General features: G+C 63.5%; 23 protein-coding genes and 1 pseudogene. 10 read left to right on the top strand and 14 right to left on the bottom strand.

All coding sequences use genetic code 11. The features are described 5' to 3' along the window. The first annotated feature begins 9 nt into the window (after positions 1-9). Positions 10-849, top strand: coding sequence for a hypothetical protein (locus IEX16_RS17485; protein ID WP_188709760.1), 840 nt, complete (start codon positions 10-12; stop codon positions 847-849). A gap of 577 nt (positions 850-1,426) precedes the next feature. Here IEX16_RS17485 and IEX16_RS17480 read toward each other — a convergent pair. Continuing rightward, positions 1,427-1,738: a hypothetical protein gene (locus IEX16_RS17480; protein ID WP_188709759.1), complete on the bottom strand. Its 312-nt coding sequence runs from the start codon at positions 1,736-1,738 to the stop codon at positions 1,427-1,429. Positions 1,739-1,866: 128 nt separating this feature from the next. Between IEX16_RS17480 and IEX16_RS17475 the strand changes: the two genes are divergently transcribed. Next, positions 1,867-2,421, top strand: a complete 555-nt coding sequence (locus IEX16_RS17475; RefSeq protein WP_188709758.1) for a bactofilin family protein — start codon at positions 1,867-1,869, stop codon at positions 2,419-2,421. 111 nt (positions 2,422-2,532) lie between these two features. Continuing rightward, entirely contained in the window at positions 2,533-4,368 is a 1,836-nt protein-coding gene (locus IEX16_RS17470) for a carboxyl transferase domain-containing protein (RefSeq protein WP_188709757.1), read from the top strand. Between the two features lie 89 nt (positions 4,369-4,457). Here IEX16_RS17470 and IEX16_RS17465 read toward each other — a convergent pair whose 3' ends face one another. From IEX16_RS17465 to purU, 5 genes are all read right to left on the bottom strand, one after another. Continuing rightward, the gene (locus IEX16_RS17465; RefSeq protein ID WP_188709756.1) at positions 4,458-5,183 is read right to left on the bottom strand and encodes an LrgB family protein; all 726 of its coding nucleotides are present in this window, start codon (positions 5,181-5,183) and stop codon (positions 4,458-4,460) included. Further along, complete coding sequence (locus tag IEX16_RS17460; protein WP_188709755.1) at positions 5,167-5,523, bottom strand: CidA/LrgA family protein; 357 nt, start codon at positions 5,521-5,523, stop codon at positions 5,167-5,169. The genes IEX16_RS17465 and IEX16_RS17460 overlap by 17 nt, the downstream gene beginning before the upstream one ends. 251 nt (positions 5,524-5,774) lie before the next feature. Next, a complete protein-coding gene (locus IEX16_RS17455) occupies positions 5,775-7,277 on the bottom strand; it encodes an FAD-linked oxidase C-terminal domain-containing protein (RefSeq protein WP_188709754.1) in 1,503 nt (500 codons plus the stop codon). A gap of 170 nt (positions 7,278-7,447) precedes the next feature. Continuing rightward, positions 7,448-8,329, bottom strand: a complete 882-nt coding sequence (locus IEX16_RS17450; RefSeq protein WP_188709753.1) for a LysR substrate-binding domain-containing protein — start codon at positions 8,327-8,329, stop codon at positions 7,448-7,450. Between the two features lie 76 nt (positions 8,330-8,405). Further along, complete coding sequence (gene purU / locus IEX16_RS17445; protein ID WP_188709752.1) at positions 8,406-9,278, bottom strand: formyltetrahydrofolate deformylase; 873 nt, start codon at positions 9,276-9,278, stop codon at positions 8,406-8,408. 99 nt (positions 9,279-9,377) lie between these two features. Here purU and aptA point away from each other — a divergent pair, with 99 nt between their 5' ends. Beyond that, positions 9,378-10,718, top strand: a complete 1,341-nt coding sequence (gene aptA, locus IEX16_RS17440; RefSeq protein ID WP_188709751.1) for an omega-aminotransferase AptA — start codon at positions 9,378-9,380, stop codon at positions 10,716-10,718. A gap of 127 nt (positions 10,719-10,845) precedes the next feature. Here aptA and IEX16_RS17435 read toward each other — a convergent pair whose 3' ends face one another. Then, complete coding sequence (locus IEX16_RS17435) at positions 10,846-11,706, bottom strand: ChaN family lipoprotein (protein WP_188709750.1); 861 nt, start codon at positions 11,704-11,706, stop codon at positions 10,846-10,848. An 83-nt stretch (positions 11,707-11,789) separates the two neighbouring features. On the opposite strand from IEX16_RS17435, the gene IEX16_RS17430 reads away from it, so the two are divergent. Next, complete coding sequence (locus IEX16_RS17430; protein WP_188709789.1) at positions 11,790-12,863, top strand: AbrB family transcriptional regulator; 1,074 nt, start codon at positions 11,790-11,792, stop codon at positions 12,861-12,863. A 71-nt stretch (positions 12,864-12,934) separates the two neighbouring features. Here IEX16_RS17430 and IEX16_RS17425 read toward each other — a convergent pair. Further along, positions 12,935-13,360, bottom strand: a pseudogene (locus IEX16_RS17425) (cbb3-type cytochrome c oxidase subunit I); the annotation flags it as partial. Positions 13,361-13,372: 12 nt separating this feature from the next. On the opposite strand from IEX16_RS17425, the gene IEX16_RS17420 reads away from it, so the two are divergent. Next, on the top strand, positions 13,373-13,624 hold the full coding sequence (locus IEX16_RS17420) for a helix-turn-helix domain-containing protein (RefSeq protein WP_308421369.1): 252 nt from the start codon (positions 13,373-13,375) through the stop codon (positions 13,622-13,624). 3 nt (positions 13,625-13,627) lie between these two features. On the opposite strand, the gene IEX16_RS17415 is transcribed toward IEX16_RS17420, so the two are convergent. The 4 genes from IEX16_RS17415 to IEX16_RS17400 form a co-directional block, all read right to left on the bottom strand. Continuing rightward, positions 13,628-14,029, bottom strand: coding sequence for a hypothetical protein (locus IEX16_RS17415; protein WP_229676409.1), 402 nt, complete (start codon positions 14,027-14,029; stop codon positions 13,628-13,630). 2 nt (positions 14,030-14,031) lie between these two features. Next, positions 14,032-14,313 carry a BTH_I0359 family protein gene (locus tag IEX16_RS17410; protein WP_188709749.1) on the bottom strand — a complete coding sequence of 94 codons (282 nt, stop codon included), beginning with the start codon at positions 14,311-14,313 and terminating at the stop codon, positions 14,032-14,034. 109 nt (positions 14,314-14,422) lie between these two features. Next, positions 14,423-15,493 carry a DUF3108 domain-containing protein gene (locus tag IEX16_RS17405; protein WP_188709748.1) on the bottom strand — a complete coding sequence of 357 codons (1,071 nt, stop codon included), beginning with the start codon at positions 15,491-15,493 and terminating at the stop codon, positions 14,423-14,425. After that, on the bottom strand, positions 15,490-16,323 hold the full coding sequence (locus IEX16_RS17400; RefSeq protein ID WP_188709786.1) for an IclR family transcriptional regulator: 834 nt from the start codon (positions 16,321-16,323) through the stop codon (positions 15,490-15,492). Before IEX16_RS17400 ends, IEX16_RS17405 begins: the two co-directional genes overlap by 4 nt. A 154-nt stretch (positions 16,324-16,477) precedes the next feature. On the opposite strand from IEX16_RS17400, the gene IEX16_RS17395 reads away from it, so the two are divergent. Continuing rightward, positions 16,478-17,494, top strand: a complete 1,017-nt coding sequence (locus tag IEX16_RS17395; protein WP_188709747.1) for a fumarylacetoacetate hydrolase family protein — start codon at positions 16,478-16,480, stop codon at positions 17,492-17,494. 116 nt (positions 17,495-17,610) lie between these two features. On the opposite strand, the gene IEX16_RS17390 is transcribed toward IEX16_RS17395, so the two are convergent. Further along, on the bottom strand, positions 17,611-18,216 hold the full coding sequence (locus IEX16_RS17390; protein ID WP_188709785.1) for a MarC family protein: 606 nt from the start codon (positions 18,214-18,216) through the stop codon (positions 17,611-17,613). Positions 18,217-18,330: 114 nt separating this feature from the next. Then, positions 18,331-18,744 carry a VOC family protein gene (locus IEX16_RS17385; RefSeq protein WP_188709746.1) on the bottom strand — a complete coding sequence of 138 codons (414 nt, stop codon included), beginning with the start codon at positions 18,742-18,744 and terminating at the stop codon, positions 18,331-18,333. 255 nt (positions 18,745-18,999) lie between these two features. On the opposite strand from IEX16_RS17385, the gene IEX16_RS17380 reads away from it, so the two are divergent. From IEX16_RS17380 to IEX16_RS17370, 3 genes are all read left to right on the top strand, one after another. After that, positions 19,000-19,818 (top strand): enoyl-CoA hydratase/isomerase family protein, encoded by an 819-nt coding sequence (locus IEX16_RS17380; protein WP_188709745.1) that lies wholly within the window; start codon positions 19,000-19,002, stop codon positions 19,816-19,818. A 204-nt stretch (positions 19,819-20,022) separates the two neighbouring features. Continuing rightward, a complete protein-coding gene (locus IEX16_RS17375) occupies positions 20,023-20,877 on the top strand; it encodes a PhaM family polyhydroxyalkanoate granule multifunctional regulatory protein (RefSeq protein WP_188709744.1) in 855 nt (284 codons plus the stop codon). Positions 20,878-20,950: 73 nt separating this feature from the next. Beyond that, positions 20,951-22,231 (top strand): FIST signal transduction protein, encoded by a 1,281-nt coding sequence (locus IEX16_RS17370; protein ID WP_188709743.1) that lies wholly within the window; start codon positions 20,951-20,953, stop codon positions 22,229-22,231. Positions 22,232-22,380 lie beyond the last annotated feature (149 nt).

Genomic DNA, 22,380 nt, shown 5'->3' with positions numbered 1-22,380 from the left:
TCGACGCATATGAACTCCAAAACTATTTCTGTGTCGGACGAGGCGCGTGAACACGACCGACTTTTTCATACGTCCTTCTCGATGGTCAAGGAGGCGAGGGCGCGCAATGTGAAGGTGCGTCCGCACCGCGCCATCACGCCGCTCAAGGTCACGCCCTGGCTGCTGACACAGGCGGTCGTCTTGCCGCTGCTGCTGTGCGGCCTGTTGTTGTGGACCAAGCCGCTGCTGCTGGAGTTCTGGCGCAACTGCATCTTGTTTTGGTCCGCCGGTCTGAACCTGCCCTTTGGCCTGTCCACCCGGCTCAACGAGGCTGGCCAATATGCGCTGGTATTGTCCAACGTGTCCGAAGACGCGCTGATGCCGGGTACTACCACATTGATCGTGACCACGGTGGTCACCCTGCTGGGATTTATGTTGTCTCTGCGCATGCGCGATGCAGCCCTGCCGCTGAAGTATCCGCTGCGTATTGTGTGTGTGGTGCAACTCATCACGCTGGGGTATTTCTGGCTGACGCCTTCTGCCTTTCCTTACAGCGTTGCGCGTCACAGCGAGGAGTTGATGACGATTGGCTATGTGGTGATGTTGGCCACCCCGGTGATGCTGGCGGTGGGGTATTACATCCTGAACCAGGGGCTGTTGGTCAAGCTGTTTCACACAGCGTTGATTTTAGCGTTTCTGGCCATCATGGTGCCGCACCAGGTGCTGGCGCAGGCCTTCATCATGCAACACCTGTCGGTGCTGTTCATGCCGGTGCTTTATATCTGCTTCGGTGCGGTGTTTGACGCGCTGGTATTCGTGGCCTTGTATTCCTGGGCTGTCAGCAAGGCGCCCATGGATGCGACGATGTGACCAGTCCTGCAACCAGAAAATACCGAGACAGCAAAGCGCGCCTCCGTACCCATGCAGCGGTGCACTCCTGGCGAAGTACCGACCTCAATAGCGGACGCTGCAGATTTCCAGCGCATTGAATTCGTGGTCGGTGATCACATAGCGACCGCTGCAATCGTCGTAAAGAAAACCGTATTTGTAAAGTGATGCCACGGTTTCATGGCCGTGTGCGCGGGTTTGGTGGGTCTGCGTCTGTCTGGGGTCTGACGGCAGCAGGCCGACGATCCGAAATCCATATCGCGCGTCTTCCAGGCACTCGTACTGCTTGTAGGTCAGAATTTTGAGCGGCAGCGCGCCGGTGGTGGTGCCGCTCCATTCAAATTCGGGGGCTCATAACTGACCTCGTCGGCGTTGTCTGGCGGCGATGCGGTAGTGTTTGTGATAGTTCGGCCTTGCTCCGGAACAGGCGCACCCCCGCAAAGCCGAAAAATCCCAGCAAAGCCAAAAAAAACCAGCACAAACATCACCGATTCCAAAACGAGCTTTTCAGTCATTTGGTAGATTATCGGCAACAACCCGAGCCCGGTGCAGGGCGGCGTCAGCGCTCACCGAGGGACAACTCGAAATGAGCATCGCCCATGTAGCGCTCTGCGCCAAACGCAGCCTGGGTTGCGGCCAGTTCCGCCGCTTCCCATTGGTCGGCCAACAGTTGTTCTGCCGGGCTCAGGTCCCAAGGCCTGGTTTCTTCACCGTGCGCCTGCAACAACCGCAGCCAGGCGCGGTAGACCGGCGCCACCAGACTGGCGTCGCCCAGGGAGGCCTCGAGCGCCGTGCGAAACCGCTTGGCGGCCGCTTCGCGCTCTGCGGGGGAGACATCCTCGCTGTGAAAAATTTTGACGGTGTAGTCCATGCCGCGAGTCTATAACTCCGTCTGCGCATCGGTGAGCGCGCAAAATATTTTCGTTACTTATCTTGCATTAGCAGTGGAGACTTTTGGAAAGCGCCTCCGTACCATCGGACTTTTTTGAAGGAATCCAGATGGCACTGCAATCACCGTTCTTCGGCAAGCGAGACAACGAACCCACCGCTCTGCGCCACGGCAGTCCCAACCCCAATCCCTATAGTAATGGCGCATCGACGGCAGGCAGCAGCGCCGCGTCCGTGAGCGCGCAAGCCACACCCGCTTCGACGAACACGGCATCGGCCAGCAGCAGCGCGCGCGAAGGTGGCAGCAAGTTGACGGTGGGCCCCAACATCAAACTCAAGGGCGTCGAGATCACCGACTGCGACACCCTGGTGGTCGAAGGCCTGGTGGAAGCCACCATGGACTCCCGCGTGATCCAGATCGCCGAGCATGGCGCGTTCAAGGGTTCGGCCGAGATCGATATCGCGGAGATTCACGGCGAGTTCGACGGCAACCTCACGGTGCGCCAGAAGTTGGTGATTTACGCCACCGGCAAGGTCACCGGCAAGATCCGTTACGGCAAGCTGGTGATTGAAGAGGGCGGCCAGCTCGCCGGCGAGATTCTCTACGGTGCGGTGGCGGGTACCAAAACCGCGCTGGTTGGCAAGCCGGGGCTGCAGGTCGCCTGAAATGTGCCTGATTAAGGCCTGAGTCCGGCCTGTTGCTACCCCAACCGCTGGGCGGGTGCAGTGTCGCCGGTTTGACGGGGCGCGCGTTGTTGGCGGGCGCAAAATGGTTGGATGAAAGCTGTCCACTCCCCCTTGCAGGCCCGCATTGTCCAATGGCAGGTGGCGCCTGGCGACTCCGTTCAGGCTGGCGATGTGCTGCTGATTCTTGAAGCCATGAAGATGGAGCACGAGGTGCGGGCGAGTGCGGCCGGCCAGGTGGGCGAGCTGTTGTTTGCCGCCGATGAGTTGGTGGAAGCCGGTGCGGTGCTCGCGATGCTGCAGTCCGGGCCATTGGGGTCTTCGCCGCTTCCGGCCTTCACCGTGCCCAGTGGGTCAGAAGCGCCATCGGAACGGCAGGGTTTGCGCCCTGATTTGCAGCGCGTGCTCGACCGCCACGCCACCACACAGGATGCCAGTCGCCCTCAGGCCATGGCCAAGCGCCATGGGCTCGGGTTGCGCAGCGCGCGGGAGAACATTGCCGACCTCTGCGACGAAGCCTCCTTCATTGAATACGGCGCACTGGCCGTCGCTGCGCAACGCGGCCGGCGCAGTGAGGACGACCTGATCGTTAACACGCCGGCCGACGGCATGGTCACCGGCATTGGGAGCATCAACGGCGCATTGTTTGGCGCCGAAGCCAGCCGCACGGTGGTGTTGGCCTACGACGCCACTGTGCTGGCCGGTACCCAGGGCATGCGCAATCACCAGAAGACCGACCGCATGCTCGGCATCTCGCTGCAGAACAAACTGCCTGTGGTGCTGTTTGCCGAAGGCGGGGGTGGCCGGCCCGGCGACACCGACATGCCTGTCGTCGCCGGCCTGCATGTCAGCACCTTTGCCAGCTATGCACGCTTGTCGGGCCAGGTGCCGGTTGTCGGCATTGTGGCCGGCCGCTGCTTTGCAGGCAATGCGGCCTTGCTGGGCTGCAGCGACGTGATCATTGCCACCCGGGGCAGCAACATCGGCATGGGCGGGCCGGCCATGGTTGAAGGCGGAGGTCTCGGTGTGTTCACGCCGGAGCAGATCGGCCCCAGCAGCATGCAGCATGGCAACGGCGTGATCGACCTGCTGGTCGATGATGAAGCGCAGGCCGTCGCCGCCGCGCGGCATTACCTGTCTTTTTTCCAGGGTGCGGTGAAGGATTGGCTGCCACCCGATGCGGCAAGCTTGCGTGATGTGGTGCCGGAAAACCGTCTACGGGTCTATGACACGCTGGCGGTGGTGAAGGGCGTGGTGGACTGCGGCAGCCTGTTGTCCCTGCGCAGCGGTTTCGGTATTGGCATCCACACTGCGCTGGCGCGCATCGAGGGGCGCGCCGTCGGCATCCTCGCCAACAACCCGCAGCACCTGGGCGGCGCCATTGACGCCGATGCCGCCGACAAGGCCGCGCGGTTTATGCAGTTGTGTAATGCACACGGCTTGCCGCTGGTGAGTTTTGTCGACACACCCGGCTTCATGGTCGGGCCCGATATGGAGGCGCAGGCGCAGGTGCGCCATGTCAGCCGCATGTTTGTGCTTGCTGCGGCTTTGCGTGTGCCGTTTTTCAGCGTGGTGCTGCGCAAGGGTTACGGCCTGGGCGCCATGGCCATGACGGCCGGCGGTTTTCATTCGCCGATGTTCACAGTCGCCTGGCCGACCGGCGAGTTCGGCGCGATGGGCCTGGAGGGCGCGGTCAAACTCGGCTACCGCAAGGAACTTGAGGTGGTGCCCGAAGGCCCCGCGCGTGAGGCGCTGTACGACGAACTGGTGGCGCGTCAGTACGAAAGCGGCAGCGCCCTCAACATGGCCACCACGCTGGAGATCGACGCAGTGATTGATCCGGCCGACACGCGTCATTGGCTGGCGCACGGCCTGCTGTCGGCGCGTGTACGGCCGGACGTCCGAGCGCGTTTTGTCGATCCCTGGTGAATCGCCGGATGCCCGGTTTCCATGATAAAAATAGCCTTCAGCCCATGACAGGCGGGTCTGAATAGCTACAAAATGTATAGCGCGACGCGCTAAAACAGGCGAAACACCAGCGGTAGCAGCAGCGAAGCCAGCACCACCTGCAGGCCCAGTGCCAGTCCCGCATATGCGCCCGCGTCGGCGTTGACCTGCATCGCACGCGCCGCGCCTATGCCGTGTGACACCGTGCCCAGCGCAAAGCCGCGTGCTGCCCAGCCGGCGGCGTCGAGCGGAATGCGGCACAGGTCAAACAGGTACTTGCCGGCCAGTGCGCCGATCAGGCCGGTCATGACCGCAAACACCGCAGCCAGCGCCGGGATGCCGCCGATTTTTTCGGCAATGCCCATGGCCACCGGCGCGGTGACCGACTTGGGCGCCAGCGACAGCAGCACCTCGGGTGGCAGGTCGACCGCCCAGCCCAGGGCCACGGCCGAGAGGATGCTTGCTACGCCGCCGGCCAACGCCGCCAGTAGCAGACGACCCCAACGCTCGCGTAACTCGGTGCGGCGCTGCCACAGCGGCCAGGCCAGCGCCACCACGGCGGGCCCGAGCAGGAAGTGGATGAACTGCGCGCCGGCGAAATAGGTCGGGTAGGGCACGCCGGTGGCCAGCAGCACTGCCGCAATAACCAGCACAGTCCAGGCCACCGGGTTCGCCCAGGCGGCCTGCTGCAGCCGCGCGTAAGTGGCCTGGGCCAGCACATAGACTACCAGCGTCGCCGTCAGGCCAAACAGCGGCGTGGCGGAGAGGTAGACCCAGAGCTCAACGAACTTTGGCATCGCCCTTGCGCCACAAAAAGTTCAGGGTCAGCGCCGTCACCACCAGACCGATCAGCGTGGACAGGCCTATGACCAGCAACAGGCGGCCGCCGTATTCGCCGAGCAGCGAGAGATGCGTCATGACCCCGACACCGACCGGCACAAACAACAGGGACAAATGCGCCAGCAAAAAATCGGCGCAGGCAGCCACCGGTTCGCGCACCAACGGCCAGTTCAGCGCCAGCAGCAGCAAGATCATGCCGACCACCGGGCCCGGAAAAGGCAGGGACAGCGCGCGCGACAGCAGCTCGCCGAGGGACTGCAGGAGCAGCAGCCAGGCCAGGCCGCGCAGACCTGTCATGGCGACCGCAGCCTTTGTCTGTCATTGCGGTGCCGGACTCGCGCAATGTCCGTGCGCGTAGCTGTACCGTGGAACGAGTCCGATGCCGGGCCTACGCTACGCACGTTCCGCCGCATCGCGCTTCGGCCCGGCCCCGCAATCCATGCCACACCCGACCGACGGTGACTCATGAAGCATGGATCCCGGATCGAGTCCGGGATAACGATGAAGACCAATGCGGGGTTCCAAGCCCGACCGAAGCAGACATGTTTTCAGAACCTCGGAAGGTCGGGATGCGCAATCTTCCCGCCGCGCACCAGCATCTTCCCGTACTCGGCGCAGCGCTGCAGTGTCGGAATCACCTTGCCGGGGTTGAGCAGGCCCTGCGGGTCAAAGGCGCGCTTGACGCCGAACATCTGCTCGTTTTCAGCGGCCGAGAACTGCACACACATGGAATTGAGTTTTTCGACACCGACGCCGTGTTCGCCGGTCACGGTGCCACCCATGGCCACGCTGGTTTCCAGAATGTCGGCGCCAAACAATTCGCAGCGGTGCAACTGGTCGGCATCATTGGCGTCGAACAGAATCAGCGGGTGCAGGTTGCCGTCGCCGGCGTGGAACACATTGGCGCAGCGCAGGCCGTACTTGATCTCCATCTGCTGGATCGCCAGCAGGATGTCGGCCAGGCGCTTGCGTGGAATCGTCGAGTCCATGCACATGTAGTCGGGGCTGATCCGGCCTGACGCCGGGAAGGCGTTCTTGCGCCCGCTCCAGAAACGCAGGCGTTCGGCCTCGTTCTGGCTGACTGCAATCGCAGTGGCGCCGCAACTGCGCAGCACCGCACTCATGCGGCCGATTTCCTCCTCGACTTCTTCCGGTGTGCCGTCGCTTTCGCACAGCAAAATCGCTTCGGCGTTGAGGTCGTAGCCGGCATGCACAAAGTCCTCGACCGCCGCGGTCATGGGTTTGTCCATCATCTCAAGCCCGGCCGGGATGATTCCGGCGGCAATCACCGCGGCCACCGCGTCGCCAGCCTTGCGCAGGTCGTCGAAGCTGGCCATGATGCAGCGCGCCAGCACCGGCTTGGGCACCAGCTTCACTGTCACTTCCGTGGTGATGGCCAGCATGCCCTCGCTGCCGATCAGCACCGACAGCAGGTCGTAGCCGGCGCCGTCGAGCGCATCGCTGCCGAACTCGACTGCTTCGCCCTCAACCGTGAAACCGCGCACCTTGAGCACGTTGTGCAGGGTCAGGCCGTACTTGAGGCAGTGAACGCCGCCCGAGTTTTCGGCGACGTTGCCGCCTATGGTGCAGGCGATCTGGCTGGACGGGTCCGGCGCGTAATACAGTCCCAGCGGCGCGGCGGCCTCGCTGATGGCCAGGTTGCGCACGCCGCCCTGGACCACAGCAGTGCGGCTGGCCGCGTCCATCTTCAGGATCTTGTTGAACTTGGCCAGCGAGAGCGTCACACCCAGTTTGTGCGGCATGGCGCCGCCGGACAGGCCGGTACCGGCGCCGCGTGCCACCACTGGCACCTGCAGTGCGTGGCAGGTACGCAGCACGGCCTGCACCTGGTCGTAGGTTTCGGGCAGGGCGACCACCAGCGGGCGTTGGCGGTAGGCGGTCAGGCCGTCGCATTCGTAGGGGGTGGTGTCCTCGCTGTTCCAGAGCAGCGCGTGGGTCGGCAGCACGGCCTGCAGGGCCTTGACCACTTCGGCCTGGCGTGCCGCGCGTTCGAGCTGTTGCTGCTGCAGGGTGTCCAAAGGTGCGTTCATGGGCGGGCTCGCGGGTAAGTGGTTCAACTCACTTTAATGCAAAGCGCAAGCGGCCGGTGTGAAGAAAATGCAGGCCGCTCGTGAAAATCAGAACGCTATCAAATGTGTAGCTGCTCATGCCCATCCGACATGGGATGGGGGCAGAAAAGTCTTGTAAAACGCCGGTGAGATCAGCTTACCGAGCTTTTCAGCCAGTCGGCAAAGGCTGCGCATTCCCAGCGGTCCATCATGCCGGTGCGCCAGCACAGGTAGTGGGCGTGCGGGCTGGGCACGTTGCGTTCGTACAGCCGGACCAGTGCCCCATTTTCGAGCCAGGGCGCGCCGAGCTTGAGCCGCACCAGCGCCACACCCATGCCGGCGGCCGCAGCGTCGCACATCAGACCGATGTCGTTGAACTGCGAACCGTCCACCGGCTCCGGCCAGTCCAGCGCGTGCGCGGCAAACCAGGTGCGCCAGGGCTCCAGCGGCGAGCGCAGCAAGGCCTCGCCGTCCAAGTCTTCCGTCGCTTCAAACGGGCCGTGCTCGCGCACGTAGGCCGGTGAGGCCAGCGGCGTGACCTCGTCCTTCATCAGGCAGACATGCTCCACATCGGCATACCGGCCGGTGCCGAAGCGCACCATCAGGTCGGCGTCTTCAGCCACCACGTCCAGCAGCGGAATCGACACCTGCAGCGTCAGGTCAATCTCCGGGTAGGCATCGGTGAACTGGCGCAGGCGCGGGATCAGGATGGAGCGCGCAAAGGTCGGCGTGACGGCCAGCCGCAGCTTGCGTTTGCCCGGCGTGCCGCTTTGCCCGGCCGCACCCGGAAATTTTTGCAGGATGGCAATGCCTTCGCGCACATGGGCCAGGTACTCGCTGCCCTCGGTGGTCAGCGAAAAGTCGGCGCGGCCAAACAGCTTGGTGCCAATGATTTGCTCGAGCTGCTTGACGCGGTGGCTGACCGCGCTGGGTGTGACATTGAGTTCCTCGGCCGCCTGTGTGACGCTGCGCAGCCGCGCCAGCGTTTCAAAGGTCAGCAGGCACTGGATAGGCGGGATGCGGGCGGCGGTCACGGCGGGTTCCGTTCGCCCTGAGCTTGTCGAAGGGTTTGCGCCGGCTTCGACAGGCTCAGCCCGAACGGATGGTTTTTCACTTGAAAATCACCGTCTTGTGGCCGTTAAGCAAAACCCGGTGTTCGCTGTGCCAGAGCACTGCGCGCGCCAGCACCTGGCTCTCTGTGTCCCGGCCCATGGCCGTCAGGGCTTCGACGGTTTTGCTGTGGTCGGCTCTGGCCACGTCCTGCTCGATGATCGGGCCTTCGTCGAGATCCGCGGTCACATAGTGCGCCGTGGCGCCTATCAGTTTGACGCCGCGTGCATGCGCCTGGTAGTAGGGCTTGGCGCCCTTGAAGCTGGGTAGAAACGAGTGGTGGATATTGATGGCGCGGCCGGCCAGCTTGCGGCACAGGTCGTCGCTGAGAATTTGCATGTAGCGTGCCAGAACCACCAGCTCGGCGCCTTCAGCCTCAATGATGTCGTACTGGCGTTTTTCGGCCTCGGCCTTGTTGGCAGCCGTCACCGGAATGTGATGGAAAGGGACGTTGTAGCTGGCCGCCAATTGGTAAAAATCACGGTGGTTGGAGACGATGGCGCGAATGTCCAGCGGCAGCAGACCCGACTTCCAGCGGAACAGCAGGTCGTTCAGGCAGTGGCCTTCCTTGCTGACCAGCAGCACCGTGCGCATCGGCTGCGTGGCCTGGTGCAGGCTCCAGCGCATGCCGAACTGCGTGCCCAGAGCGGCCAGTTGTTCTTTGAGGGCTTCAAAAGAGAGCTTTTCGCAACCGAAGCTGACTCGCATGAAAAACAGGCCGGTGGCATCGGCGGCGGGATCGTCGCGCTTGTCGTCGCTGAACTGCGCCGCTTCGAGGATATTACCGCCGCGCTCGAACAAAAAACCGGACACCGCATGGACAATGCCCGGTCGATCCGGGCAGGACAGGTTAAGGATATAAGTAGGGCTCATGAAAGAATTGTCGCAGGAGCGGCGCTGTCCCGCTGCGGACGGTGCCAGAATGCAGATGACGTCCCGGCACCCTTGCCTTGTCACCGCAGGAGATTTTTGATGGCCTACCCCGACTTCAACATGGACCACCAGTGGCTGCCGTTCACGCCGAACCGCAGTTTCAAAAAGGAGCCGCGCGTGTTTGTGGCGGCCGACGGCATGTTTTTCACCACCCACGACGGCAAGCAGGTGCTCGACGGCATCTCCAGTCTGTGGTGCGTGGCGGCAGGCCACAATCGCAAGCCGATCAACGAGGCCATCAAGAAGCAGCTCGACACGCTGGACTACGCCACCGCCTTCCAGGCCAGCAACGACCAGGCTTTTCAGGCCGCCGAGATGATCGCCGACATGGCGCCCGGCGATTTGAACCAGGTGCTGTTTTGCAACTCCGGTTCGGAGGCGGCCGATACCTCGCTGAAAGTAGCGCTTGCCTACCACCGCGCGCGTGGCGAGGGCCACCGCAATGTTTTCATCGGCCGCGAAAAGGGTTACCACGGCGTCGGTTTTGGCGGCATGAGTGTGGGCGGCATCCCGGCCAACCGCAAGGTCTACGGCGCAGCGCTGTTACCGCGCGTGGACCATTTGCGTTTCATCCATGACCCGCTCAAACACGCCTACATCCACGGTGTCGAACCGGTCTGGGAAGAGGACCTCCTGCTCGAGCTTGAAAACCGCATCCTGCCACTGCACGACCCAAGCAACATCGCCGCCGTGATCGTTGAGCCGGTGGCCGGCAGCGCTGGCTGGTATTTGCCGCCCAAGGGCTACCTCAAACGCCTGCGCGAGATTTGCGACAAACACGGCATCCTGCTGATTTTTGACGAGGTCATCACCGGCTTCGGCCGCCTCGGCACCAACTTCGGTGCCGACTACTACGGCGTGGTGCCTGACATGCTGAACTTTGCCAAGTGCGTGACCAACGGCGTGATTCCGTTGGGCGGCGTGATCTGCACCGACCGCATCTACAACACCATGATGGACGCCAGCGCCGGTGGCCCCGAGCATGCGATCGAGTTTTTCCACGGCTACACCTACTCGGGCCACCCGGTGGCCTGCGCGGCGGCCATGGCCACGCTCACGCTGTTCAAGGAAGAAAAGCTGTTTGAACGGGCCGGGCAAATGGGGGGGGTGCTCGGTGACGCCGTACACAGTGCCTTCAAGGGCCTACCCAATGTGATCGGTATCCGCAGCCTCGGGCTGGCCGCAGCGGTAGAGCTGTCATCGATTGCCGGATCGCCCGGCAAACGTGCCTATGACATTTTTATGGACTGTTTCCGCAACGGCGTGTTGGTACGCCCGGCGGGCGAGAACATCGTGATCTGCCCGCCCTACATCGTGGAGAAAGAGCACGTGGAGCGCATCGTCAGCGTGGTGGCCGACGCGATCAGGAAGAACGTCTGAGCGCCCCGGAACTTGTCATTGCGGGCTCGACCCGCAATCCATGCCCCGAGTGTTTGCTGTAGTGGTCGCTTGAAAATGGATCCCGGATCAAGTCCGGGATGACCATCCTTCCACGGGCGTGCTGCGCTTATTTCCGCAGGCCTTCGCAGTAATCTTTTTCCGGCACGGCCGGTGTGGTCCACACCACGTCAAAGGCCGGCGGCTTGCCGGCGTCCGGGCGAGCATTGCTTGCGGCCGGCGGCGGGCCGGCGCGCAGCAGAACGGCCTTGACTTTCATGTCGGCCGGCAGATGTTGCGGCACGCCGAGTTCGCGGTTGACGTGGCCGCTGCCGGCCAGCAGCACCACGGTCTTGCCGGGCAGCGCCGCCTGCTGGATGGTGCGGGCCATGCTGATGTCGCGCGCCACCTGGATGCGTGTCATCGGTGAAATCCTGTCCTCAGGCAAGAAACCGCAGTGGCCGATGCGGATCAATTGCTGCTGGGCCTTGAGTGCCGACCCCGGCAACTGGCCATCAAGCCGGGTGTCGGCCATGGCCTCCCGCATCTGCGCCGCGGGCAGGTTGGCGCCCAGCACCGGCACACCGGCCTTCACGGCAACCATCACCGCCGGGCCGTAGGCGGCCCAGGGCCAGCTTTTGCTATTCCAGCCCAGCGCCTCCTGCACCGCCAGTTGCGTGCTGTTGGACTTGAGTGCGGCGGTGCTGCGGCCGGCGTCGGCCATCTCCAGTGCCAGCGCACCGAGCTTGCCGTCAACCGCCAGCCGCGCCACCACATGCTGGTGGATGTGCTGGTGTTCGGCCGCGTCGTGCTGCTCGCCCAGCAAGACCACGTCGGCCGGCAGCAGTGCATCGGTGCGCACGGTGATGTCGTTGGGCGCCTCCGGAAACAGCCGAGGTTCGGGCACGCGGGCGCAAGCGGCGACCAGCAGCAGAATCAGCACGGCGAAAGACCGGCGCGCGGCGGGATGGGAGGGGTTCAGGCGGTTCATACTAGGGCTTGTCCTGGTGCCATCGTAAAGCCAAGTGGCTGACTGCTCAGCTTTCTCTTTCCATTTCCCTGTTTGCCTTGTTGATGCCCGTCAAGCCTTACCGCATTATTGGGACCCTGCTGCTGGCGCTGGCCGCCGCCGGGTTCTGTGTTTACCTGCGCACGCCCCTGCCCTGGATGATCGGTCCGCTGCTGGCCACGGCCTGTGCGTCGGTGGCGGGGGCGCCGACCCGAAGCTGGCTGCCGCTGGGCAACCTCGGCCAGTGGGTGATCGCCGTCGCGCTCGGGCTTTTTTTCACGCCGCAGGTTATCGCGCTGGTGGCCAGCTTGTGGTGGGCCATTGCACTGGCGATTGTCTGGGCCCTGGGCCTGGGTCTGGTATTTGGCGCCTGGCTGCACCGCGTCAATGCGCAGTACATGACCGATGTGGCGGCGCCGTCGATGCGCGCCACCAGTTATTTCGCCGGTGCGATAGGCGGGGCGTCGGAGATGACCCTGCTGGCCGAACGCGCTCATGCGCGCACCGATCTGGTGGCTGCGTCACACGGCCTGCGCCTGCTGCTGGTCACGGTGACCGTGCCCTTTGCCATGCAGTTGAGCGGGCTGCATGGCATGGACCTGCATCCGCCGGTGCTGCGTGCGGTTCAGTGGCCGGGTTTTGCGATGCTGGCGCTGACCACCGCCCTGGGCGCCTGGGCGATGCAGCGCCTGGGGCGCGCCAATCCCTGGTTCATGGGTGCGTTGCTGGTGTCCATGGGCCTGACCATGGCCGGCGTGTTTCTGTCGGGGATTCCGCCCTGGCTCACCAACGGCGCGCAGTTGTTGATTGCTGTGAGTCTGGGCGTGCGCTTTTCGAGGGCGTTTTTGCATGCCGCGCCGCGCTGGCTGATGTCGGTGGCGGTGGGCACCTTGGGCATGATCGCGCTGTGCAGTGGGTTTGCCTGGTTGCTGACCTTCGCGACCGGATTGCCGTTGGCGACGCTGATTTTGAGCACGTCGCCGGGCGGTATCGCCGAGATGGCGATCACCGCCAAGGTGCTGCAGCTCGGGGTGCCGGTGGTGACCGCGTTTCAGGTGTGCCGGCTGGTGGCGGTGCTGGTGCTGGTTGCGCCGCTGTACCGCTGGCTGTACCCGGAAACGGCGAAGCCCACGCACTGACCAGGTGGCCGATGCGCCACACTCGCTATGTCCGTTCCCCGGTTTTCATGCGGCTGGGCTACGCTTTTTTCTCAGACTGCAACGGTACGAAGACCATCACCGGACAGGACGAGTGCAGGTTTTTTGCCCAGCAAGCCCGGAACCACCTGCAGCGCGACGGCCAGTGCGCCAATGATGAACACCACATCGCCGAAGGTACGCACCCAGCGCAGGGTTTGCAATAGCGGTTGCTGCATGAAAGCTTCGCTGCGCGCGTACCACAGGCCCTCGCTGACACTGGCATAAAACTGGATGATGCCGATCGGCAGCAGACTGGTGAAGATCATCAACACCAGGCCTGCATTGAGGCCCCAGAACGCCGTTTTCATGAGCTTCTGGTTGAACTCGTAGTGCGGCCGGATATAGCGCAACACCAGCAGCGTGAAGCCAAGGGCCAGCATGCCGTATACCCCGAAGAGGGCGGCGTGGGCATGCACCGGCGTGGTGTTTAGCCCCTGCTGCAAACCGACTTGCTTGATCTGGATGGGCCAGAGTTGCTGGTCGCGGACGACGCTGCTGCGGCTTCAGCGCCGGACACAAAGTCTGCCGCCCCAGTGGTGCCGGGCACCACGCTGCGCGACGCAGTAAACGGCTGCGAACGCCAGTCAATCATTCAGGCGCTGGCCGCGCATCAAAGCAACTGGGCGCAAGCGGCGCGGCAACTGGGCGTCAATGCGAGCAACTTGCACAAGCTGGCCCGGCGCCTCGGGCTGAAGGCGTGAAACCTATTGATCCCCGGCGTTGTCTGCGCCGGCCTGACCCGCTCGGGCGTTAAGACCAAAAAGTTCACCACGCTCAACGAGATGAAGCATCTGGTCGGCGGCATGAAGCGTCAGCGAATGCGGGGTATACCCAGGTCGCGGCGAGATGTAAGTTGCCATTTCACGGGCCAGTGTGCGCTGACTGTCGGAAGCTTCCGAGAGCAGGGCAATCAGCAAATTTTCCAGTGCGATTACGCGAACCTGAAGCTGCACCAGTTCGGCGTTTGCCAGCGGAGGCACGTCGGCGTTGGCGACATGCATCACACCCGGAAGGCCGGCTTTCGCGGCGTCCTCGTTGTCCCAGTTGTCCAGTATTTTTTTGTGAAGCTGTGAACGCTTCTGCTGGGCCGGTTTACTGTCCGGCATGGTCAGTGCAGGGAGACAGGGGTGTGCGCCAGTTCGGCGTAACCCTCCAGTGTGTCTTCGATTTCTTCCTGCGTGGGCGTTTTTTGCTGCCAGACGTTCAGGCGCTGCTGGAACATCTCGGCCCAGGAGCCATCGAGGTAGACCTCTTTGCCAGAGCGTTTGTCGACAATTTCAAAGCCATGGCGCGCCAGTTGGGGCACGGCAGGCGTGGGCGCGGACTTTTCCGGCGCGTTGGCGTGGATTTGCACCACCACAAATGATTCAGAGTCGTAGAGCATGTGCATAGAGCTTGGGTCCTTGTCCATCAGATAGCAACGACCGAGCCAAGTTCAAGGGCCACAGGGTAAATCCGCAAAATGTGTGAAAAGTCGCGAAATATCTCCCGATTCGCGCTCACAGGGGCTTCTCGGCAACCCGCAACTGCTGGTCCACAAAATCGCCATTGTGTTGGGTGATGCGTATGCGTGCAGGCAGCCAGGCCAGCGAAGGTGCAAGCCAGACCTCAACAGCCTGGTCGTAGTCGCGCTGCGGCTTGCGCGTGAGTTTGACGGCGCTGAACTCGCCAGCCGGCAGCGAAAGCTTTTCCTCGGCTTCGACCACAAAAGTCCAGGTGTCCGCCCCGGTGGGACCGGCGGTGAACAGCGATACGCTGCTGCCGACCGGGTACTTGGCCGGGTCGCCGGCAAGCAAGCTGGCGAGCTGCACAAAAACACTGACACGGTCCTGCGCGCCTGGCTGCCAGGGTACGTCGGGCGAGTTGGCACTGAAGGTGATCTTGCCTTTGTCGGGCTGAAAATGCGCCGCGCGCTCGCTGCGCGACTTGTCCAGGAAGCGGGTCGGTGCCAGCCCGTCGCCGGTGATCTGACCCCGGCTGGCCATGGAACGCTCGCCCAGGCCAAAGGCGCTGACCACCATGCCGGCCTGGTAGGCCTCGCCGTCCTGCAGCCAGTCGAGCTGGGCTGAGGCGTGGTAGTCCATGTTTCTGGATCGGCCGGTCATGCTGTATTTGAGACGCATGGAGCCGGGAATGGTCAGCGCGCCGGCGGCTGCCACCGGCGTTGCAGGCGCCGCCTCCGCAACCGGCGGCCTGGGCTCAGGCGCCGGTGTGGGTGGCGTGGTGGTCGCGGTCGGCTCGGGTACCGGGGATGCTATTGATTCAATAGCTGCTGGCTCTTTCTTGGCAAGGGCTGAGGCCGTATTTTGTTGTAAACGTGGCGCGACGGCAGGAGCGGCCCGTTGAACCGGTGGCGGCGGGGCCGGCAGGGCAGCCGTCGGGCTGGGCGGCTTGATTTCTATGCTGCGCGTGATCAAGGGGCGCAGCTTGAGGGCTCGCTCGGCTTCCATGCCCCAATGGGCCGGCGCGGCTTGCAGCAGCAGCACATGGGCGAGCACCACCGCAGACGTCAGCACCAGCAGCGGTCGCAGCGGCGGCGCTGCGGTGTGCTGTGCCGTCAGGGCGTTCATGACTCTGTGTAGCCCAGGTCGCTGCTGAGCTGCCGCGCCGCGGCCGACAAGGGTTGCGCCACCGCGCCATCCCAGTCGGTGTCGAAAGTGGCCACCGATCCCATGGACACCACACCCAGCGCCAGGTGACCATCGGCGTCGAACACCGGAGCGCAAAAGCCAGCGACACCCGGCAGCAAGGTGTCCACCACACGCGCCAGACCGCGGCGCCGGACTTCGTTCAGCACAGCCGTGACATCGGCCATGGTTTTGGGCACATCCTTGCGCGCCAGCTTTTGCAGGCGAGTCAGCTCGTCTCTCAACAAGGGCGGAAGGCGGTCATGTGACTGGTGGCTGTTGCTCGCCGCAGCGCGCTTGCGGCCGCCGGCTGGCTGGGCCATGAAGGCAGAAAAACACAGGCCGGTGGCGGAGGACAGCAAGGGCATCACGTCACCCAGGCGCAAATTGACAGTGATGGCCTGGGGCGACTCTTCCCAGTGCACGATGGTTGGCCCCTGGTTGCCCCAGACGGCGAGTGCCAGGGTCTGGCCTATCTGCTCCATCAGTGGCGCCATGCGCTGGCGCGCGAGTTTGACGCTGTCCAGACGCGACAGCGAGGCCAAGCCCAGCTTGAGTGCGGCGGGGCCGAGGTCGTAACGTGTGGTGCCGGGGTCCTGCGTCACCAGTTCTAGGCGCTGGAAGCTCACCAGGTAGCGGTGTGCCTTGGCCGCGCTCATGCCGGCAGCAAGGGCGAGGTCGCGCAGCATCAGCGGGCCCGGCGAGGCGCCCAGCACCTGCAGCAGACTGAAGCCGACTTCCACCGACTGGATGCCGGCGCGTTGCGCGGGCAGGGCCGGTGATGATGGGGGGGGGGCGGTTTTGCGCTCTTTCATGGAATTCGACTAAAATTGAAAATTACATTTAGGTAAATTGATTTCACTTATCGTAACTCCAATCCCTCGTCGCGAACCCTCGCCGTGCACCCCATAACCCCAAAGGAAACAGATGAAGCTCGCAAGCTACAAAGACGGCTCCCGTGACGGCCAGTTGGTGGTCGTCTCGCGCGATCTGACCATGGCCCATTATGCGACGGGCATCGCCAGCAAACTGCAGCAGGTGCTTGACGACTGGGGCTTTCTGGCGCCGCAGTTGCAGGACCTGTACGACACGCTGAACAACGGCAAGGCGCGCCACGCATTTCCCTTTGACCCCGCGCAATGCATGGCGCCGCTGCCGCGTGCCTACCAATGGGCCGACGGCTCGGCTTATATCAACCATGTGGAGCTGGTGCGCAAGGCGCGCGAGTCCGAGGTGCCGGGCAGCTTCTACAAGGACCCGCTGATGTACCAGGGCGGCAGCGACGACTTCATTGGCCCCTGCGACGACGTGATCTGCCCGAGCGAAGAGTACGGCATCGACTTCGAGGCCGAGGTAGCGGTCATCACCGGCGATGTGCCCATGCAGAGCACGCCCGAGCAGGCGCTCGAGGGCATTCGCCTGGTGATGCTGGCCAACGACGTGAGCCTGCGCAATTTGATTCCGAATGAACTGGCCAAGGGTTTTGGCTTTTTCCAGAGCAAGCCAGCGACGGCCTTCAGCCCGGTGGCTGTCACACTGGACGAGCTCGGTGATACCTGGGACCAGGGGCGCGTCAACCTCACCATGCAAAGCACCTGGAACGGCCGCAAGGTCGGCATGTGCGACGCCGGTCCGGAAATGACCTTTCATTTCGGCCAGTTGATCGCCCACATCTGCAAGACGCGCAATGTACGAGCGGGCTCCATCATTGGCTCGGGCACCGTCAGCAACAAGGGTGTCGAGGCCAAGGGCAAGACCGACTGGCCGAAAGGCTACAGCTGCATTGCCGAAAAACGCGCCATCGAAACCATCCAGGACGGCAAGCCCTCGACCGAGTTCATGAAATTCGGCGATACCATCCGCATCGAGATGAAGGGCAAGGATGGCGAGCTGGTATTCGGCGCGATCGACCAGAAGATCGTTGCGGCCGCAGCGCTGAAATAACGCCGGACCGTCGTGCCGGACGCGATCCGGCCTGCATGCTGTATGACACGCGACAGGAGCTTGTGGAGCGTGGATTGCGGATCAAGTCCGCAATGACAAGCGGGGGCCGCGCGCCGTCAGCCTGCAGCGCGGGTTTGGGAGATAAAGAGCTGGATGCCGCGCAACAGCATCTCGACCGAAATCGCCACCAGGATCAGGCCCATCAGGCGTTCAAAAGCCATCACCAGCCTGTCCCCCAGCACCCGCTGGATGCGCTCGGCCAGCACCAGCACCACGGCGCAGACGGCCATGGTCACGCACAGCGCGGCCACCCACTCCATGCGCCGCGCTGGCGCCTGCGAGACCAGTAGCAGAACCGTCGCCAGCGCCGACGGCCCGGCCAGCGCCGGGATGGCCAGTGGCACGATCAGCGGTTCGCCCTGCAGCGGTTCGGCCACCGGATGGCCGCCCGGAAAAATCATGCGCAGTGCGATCAGGAACAGGATTACCGCGCCGGCGATCTGCAGCGACAGCTCGCTGAGGTTCATCACGCGCAGAAAGCTGTCGCCGACAAACATGAAAGCCAGCAGCAACAGGAAGGCGATCAGCACCTCGCGCAGGATCACAAACGCGCGCCGCTCGGGCGCGACCTTGCGCAGGGCGTTGGCGAAAATCGGGATGTTGCCCAGCGGATCAGTGATCAGCAGCAGCAAAATCGTGGCTGAGACAAAGGTGTAGGTCATGACGAAAATGGCCCCCACGGTCGCTCACTGCGTGTAGCGCTTTTCCAACCAAGAGGGCCGCCGCTTGCTCGGGGCCGCCCTTCGATGCGCGGTGGCGTGCTCACCGGCCCAGCCTCAAGACGCATAAATCGCTCCCAGATCCTGGAAGCCCTTGATTTCCAGCGGGTTGCCGAAGGGGTCGCAAAAAAACATGGTCCACTGCTCGCCCGGCTGGCCTTCAAAACGGACTTGCGGCGCGAATAAAAACGCTGTATTCGCCGCCTGCAAACGTTGCGCCATGGCTTGCCAGTCGGGCAGGGCCAGCACCAGCCCGAAATGCGGCATCGGCACGAGGATGTCGCCGACGTGGCCGGTGCGTTCGGTTTTGAAGGGCTCGCCCAGGTGCAGCGAGAGCTGGTGGCCCATGAAATCAAAATCAACCCAGGTGTCGGTACTGCGGCCCTCGGTGCAGCCCAGCACCTCGCCGTAAAAGCGGCGAGCCTGGTCGAGATCGGTGACGTTGAATGCAAAGTGAAACAGGCTTTTCATGGCTGAAGCTTATCAAAGGAAGTGCTGAACAAGTCCCCTGCGGCTTGCGATCATCCGGACTCGGGCGGTCTGCTGCGTTGAATCTCTTGCCAATAGCCCACTATTGGCCGCGAAATCCGCCTTGCATCCCATCCCGATTCGGCTGCCGCACATTTCCGCAAGGACTCATTCAGCGCTTCCGAAGCCGTGCGCTTGACGGGTGTGCAGGGCGATCCCTGATTCCCCGAGGCGGCTGGACGCGGCATGATGGGCTGCATGACACCTGACTACACCACCTACACCACGCTCACCATCACCCGCCGCGGCCCGTTGATAGAAGGCATCGGTTGCGTGCTCGACATCCAGATGAAAGCCCTCAACGGCAAACTACCCACGGCAGGCCACGCCGGTCACCGTGAGCTCGCGCAGATCTGGCGCGATGTGGGCAGCGACGACTCGGTGCGCTGCGCCGTGCTGCGCGGCGAGGGTCTGGGTTTTTCGGGCGGCGGCGACCTGTCGCTGGTGCAGGACATGGCTGATGATTTTGAAACCCGCACCCGGGTCTGGAAGGAAGCGCGCGACCTGGTCTACAACGTGATCAATTGCGACAAACCCATCGTCAGCGCGATACACGGGCCGGCGGTCGGCGCCGGGCTGGTGGCCGGGCTGCTGGCGGACATTTCGATTGCGGCGAAAAGCGCGAAGATTGTGGACGGCCACACCCGGCTCGGCGTGGCTGCCGGCGACCACGCCGCGATTGTCTGGCCGCTGCTGTGCGGCATGGCCAAGGCCAAGTACTACCTGATGCTCTGCGAGCCGATCAGCGGCGAAGAGGCCGAACGCATTGGCCTGGTGTCGTTGGCGGTCGACGACGACGCGCTTTTATCCAAGGCCTACGAGGTGGCGGACAGGCTGGCCAATGGTTCACAAACCGCGATCAGCTGGACCAAGTACGCGCTCAACAATTGGCTGCGCCAGGCCGGGCCGGCCTTCGACGCGTCGCTGGCGCTGGAATTCATGGGTTTTTCCGGCCCGGATGTGCGTGAAGGGGTGGCCAGCCTGCGCGAGCGGCGTCCACCTTCGTATGGTTCCTAAATCTAGATGCTATTAAATCAATAGCTGCTTGCTCTCATTTCGTATGGGCTGGGGCATGATTCGGCTTGAAAATTTGGGAAGGTAGTGACGAACCCGTGGTTTTTGAAAAAACGGGTTGACGCACTGCGGCTACCCTGCACAATGAGACCATGACGCACAGTGGCCGCTCTGGCCAAGACACCTAAAAACCACCAGGAGACCGCCATGAGCAACGCAGACAACCCTTCTTTTGCCGGCTTTGGCAAGCTGGTTCCGGGCTTTGATTTTTTGCAGAATCTGGCCAAACAGGCGGCCGGCAGCGCCAGCCAGAGCATTCCGCAAATGCCTAACCTGGGCAACTGGGTGGCACCCACACTCAATGTCGAGGAGCTCGACAAACGCATCGAGGAGCTCAAGGCGGTGCAGTTCTGGCTGGACCAGAATGCCATGGCTCTGAAGGCCACTATCCAGGCGCTGGAGGTGCAGAAGATGACGCTTGCCACACTCAAGGGCATGAACTTCAACATGGGCGACGTGGCCAACGCCTTCAAGCTCAAGGTGGCCGATACGATGGCCGGCGGGGTTCAAAAGGTCGCCGACAAGGCCAAGACCTTTTCTGGCCTGGAGGTGCCCCCCACAAGTTATGACCAAGGCGGCAAGTCCGCGCCCAAAACCAGAACCGCCAAAACGCCAGAAGCGGCAGCACCGGCCGGGGTGGTGGACCCGATGCAGTGGTGGGGCGCGCTGACGCAGCAATTTCAGAATATCGCCACCACGGCCATGCAGGATGCGGCCAAAAAAACCGCCATGAGCGCCACTAAAAACATGGCCACCGGCCTGGCCAAGGATGCGATGAAAACCGCGACCGGCATGGCCGCGGGGCTGGCCAAAGGCATGGCCGACTCGGCTGGCAAGACCGTGGCGCGGGGTGCCCGTTCGGCCATGAACACGGCGCTGCGCAGTGCCCAGGCCTGGCCCACGCCGGTCGCCCCAAAGGACGCCTCTCGGGCGCAGCCGAAAGGCAAAGCGCCGGCGCGCAAGACGGCGGCCAGCAAGACCGCCCGAAAACCGGCGCGTTAATGGGCGCGCCGTGATACGGTGAGTGTCGCCGCAAGCAGCAAGTCGACCCTTTGATTTTTTCGTCCAGGACCCCATGAAGCTTTTTCCATACGGCCACGCCACCCATCCGCAATGGCGCATGGCGGCCGGCCTGGTGCTGGCCCAATTGCGTGCCCACATGGCGCTGCCGGCCTATGCCAGCGCGCCAACCCTGGGGCTGCTTTACATCACGGATCACTACGCTGGCCAGGCGCAGGAAATTCTGGATTTTCTGGGCGGCGAATTGCCCGAGATCGTCGACTGGGCCGGCACTGTGGGTATCGGCATCGCATCCAACAACGTCGAGTATTTCGACGAACCCGCACTGGCCGTCATGTTGTGCGGCCTGCCGAGTGACCAGTACCGCGTTTTCTCCGGCATCTCGCCCTTGCCACCGGCCAACGCCACCCACTTTAAAGCGCATACCGCGCTGGTGCATGCCGACGCCGGCACGCCCGACGTGGCGGAGCTGATCGCCGAAATGGCCCAGCGCACCGGCAGTGGGTATGTCTTCGGTGGGCTGGCCTCCACCCGCAGCGAGGCGGTGCAGTTTGCGCTCAGCGGCAACGGTAACGTCAAAGGCCACGGCGCTGCGGGCGGAGTGTTCAGCGGCGGCCTGAGCGGCGTGGCTTTTGCGCAGGGCGCGGCGCTGATGTCGCGCGTCACCCAGGGCTGCCAGCCGATCTCCGGCGAGCATGAGATCACCGCCTGCGATGGCAATGTGGTCACCAAGCTGGACGGGCAGAGCGCCCTCGACGTGATGCTGGCCGATCTGGGTGTGACGCTGGAGAAGCCACGCGACGCACTGGAAAAGGTGCGCACGACGCTGGTCGGCTTGCGCAGTGCCGAAGCGGGCCTGCAGGACGGGCGCATCCAGCGGTCGGGCCAGTTCGGCGCCGATGTGGTGGTGCGCCACATCATTGGCCTGGACCCGGCGCGCAGCGGCATCGCCATCGCCGACCTGCCGGCTGTCGGCACCAAGCTGGCTTTCTGTGAGCGCAACGCCGAGGCGGCGCGTGCCGACCTGGTGCGTGTCTGCGCCGAAATCCGCGAAGAGCTGGAGCCCGAAGAACTCACGCTGGAAGTGGCCAGTTCCCTGAGCGGCGTGCAAGCCGACGCTGCGCCGCACCCGGCACGCCGCATTGCCGGTGCGATTTATGTCAGCTGCTCCGGCCGCGGTGGCCCGCATTTCGGCGCGCCCAGCGCCGAGTTGCAGATTGTGCGGCGCGCGCTGGGCGACGTGCCATTGGTCGGTTTTTTTGCCGGCGGCGAGATTGCACGGCACCATCTTTATGGCTACACCGGAGTATTGACGGTGTTTACGGCGGCGTCATAGCCGTCTTGACAAGAAACGGCTGCGGCCTCGCGGTCGAAAAAACACGGCAGGAATACGCGCGCGTTGGACATTTTTGAAGGCGGCGGAGCGCCTGGCGCTGGCGGCGATGGAGGCCCAGCAGCAAAAAGCGCTGGACGCCAGCCAGGGCG

The sequence above is a fragment of the Polaromonas eurypsychrophila genome (assembly GCF_014641715.1).
Classification (GTDB): domain Bacteria; phylum Pseudomonadota; class Gammaproteobacteria; order Burkholderiales; family Burkholderiaceae_C; genus Polaromonas; species Polaromonas eurypsychrophila.
Note: the sequence above shows the minus strand (reverse complement) of the source record. Positions and strands in the feature narration are given on the sequence as shown.

Excerpts from the sequence above, each read along its gene's own strand:
- IEX16_RS17470 (WP_188709757.1), top strand. The coding sequence starts at position 2,533 with ATGAAAGCTGTCCACTCCCCCTTGCAGGCCCGCATTGTCCAATGGCAG.
- IEX16_RS17385 (WP_188709746.1), bottom strand. The coding sequence starts at position 18,744 with ATGAAAAGCCTGTTTCACTTTGCATTCAACGTCACCGATCTCGACCAG.
- IEX16_RS17475 (WP_188709758.1), top strand. The coding sequence starts at position 1,867 with ATGGCACTGCAATCACCGTTCTTCGGCAAGCGAGACAACGAACCCACC.
- IEX16_RS17375 (WP_188709744.1), top strand. The coding sequence starts at position 20,023 with ATGAGCAACGCAGACAACCCTTCTTTTGCCGGCTTTGGCAAGCTGGTT.
- IEX16_RS17460 (WP_188709755.1), bottom strand. The coding sequence starts at position 5,523 with ATGACAGGTCTGCGCGGCCTGGCCTGGCTGCTGCTCCTGCAGTCCCTC.
- IEX16_RS17465 (WP_188709756.1), bottom strand. The coding sequence starts at position 5,183 with ATGCCAAAGTTCGTTGAGCTCTGGGTCTACCTCTCCGCCACGCCGCTG.
- IEX16_RS17485 (WP_188709760.1), top strand. The coding sequence starts at position 10 with ATGAACTCCAAAACTATTTCTGTGTCGGACGAGGCGCGTGAACACGAC.
- IEX16_RS17395 (WP_188709747.1), top strand. The coding sequence starts at position 16,478 with ATGAAGCTCGCAAGCTACAAAGACGGCTCCCGTGACGGCCAGTTGGTG.
- purU (WP_188709752.1), bottom strand. The coding sequence starts at position 9,278 with ATGAGCCCTACTTATATCCTTAACCTGTCCTGCCCGGATCGACCGGGC.
- IEX16_RS17480 (WP_188709759.1), bottom strand. The coding sequence starts at position 1,738 with ATGGACTACACCGTCAAAATTTTTCACAGCGAGGATGTCTCCCCCGCA.
- IEX16_RS17380 (WP_188709745.1), top strand. The coding sequence starts at position 19,000 with ATGACACCTGACTACACCACCTACACCACGCTCACCATCACCCGCCGC.
- IEX16_RS17405 (WP_188709748.1), bottom strand. The coding sequence starts at position 15,493 with ATGAACGCCCTGACGGCACAGCACACCGCAGCGCCGCCGCTGCGACCG.
- IEX16_RS17415 (WP_229676409.1), bottom strand. The coding sequence starts at position 14,029 with ATGCCGGACAGTAAACCGGCCCAGCAGAAGCGTTCACAGCTTCACAAA.
- IEX16_RS17390 (WP_188709785.1), bottom strand. The coding sequence starts at position 18,216 with ATGACCTACACCTTTGTCTCAGCCACGATTTTGCTGCTGCTGATCACT.
- IEX16_RS17370 (WP_188709743.1), top strand. The coding sequence starts at position 20,951 with ATGAAGCTTTTTCCATACGGCCACGCCACCCATCCGCAATGGCGCATG.
- IEX16_RS17435 (WP_188709750.1), bottom strand. The coding sequence starts at position 11,706 with ATGAACCGCCTGAACCCCTCCCATCCCGCCGCGCGCCGGTCTTTCGCC.
- IEX16_RS17410 (WP_188709749.1), bottom strand. The coding sequence starts at position 14,313 with ATGCACATGCTCTACGACTCTGAATCATTTGTGGTGGTGCAAATCCAC.
- IEX16_RS17455 (WP_188709754.1), bottom strand. The coding sequence starts at position 7,277 with ATGAACGCACCTTTGGACACCCTGCAGCAGCAACAGCTCGAACGCGCG.
- aptA (WP_188709751.1), top strand. The coding sequence starts at position 9,378 with ATGGCCTACCCCGACTTCAACATGGACCACCAGTGGCTGCCGTTCACG.
- IEX16_RS17430 (WP_188709789.1), top strand. The coding sequence starts at position 11,790 with ATGCCCGTCAAGCCTTACCGCATTATTGGGACCCTGCTGCTGGCGCTG.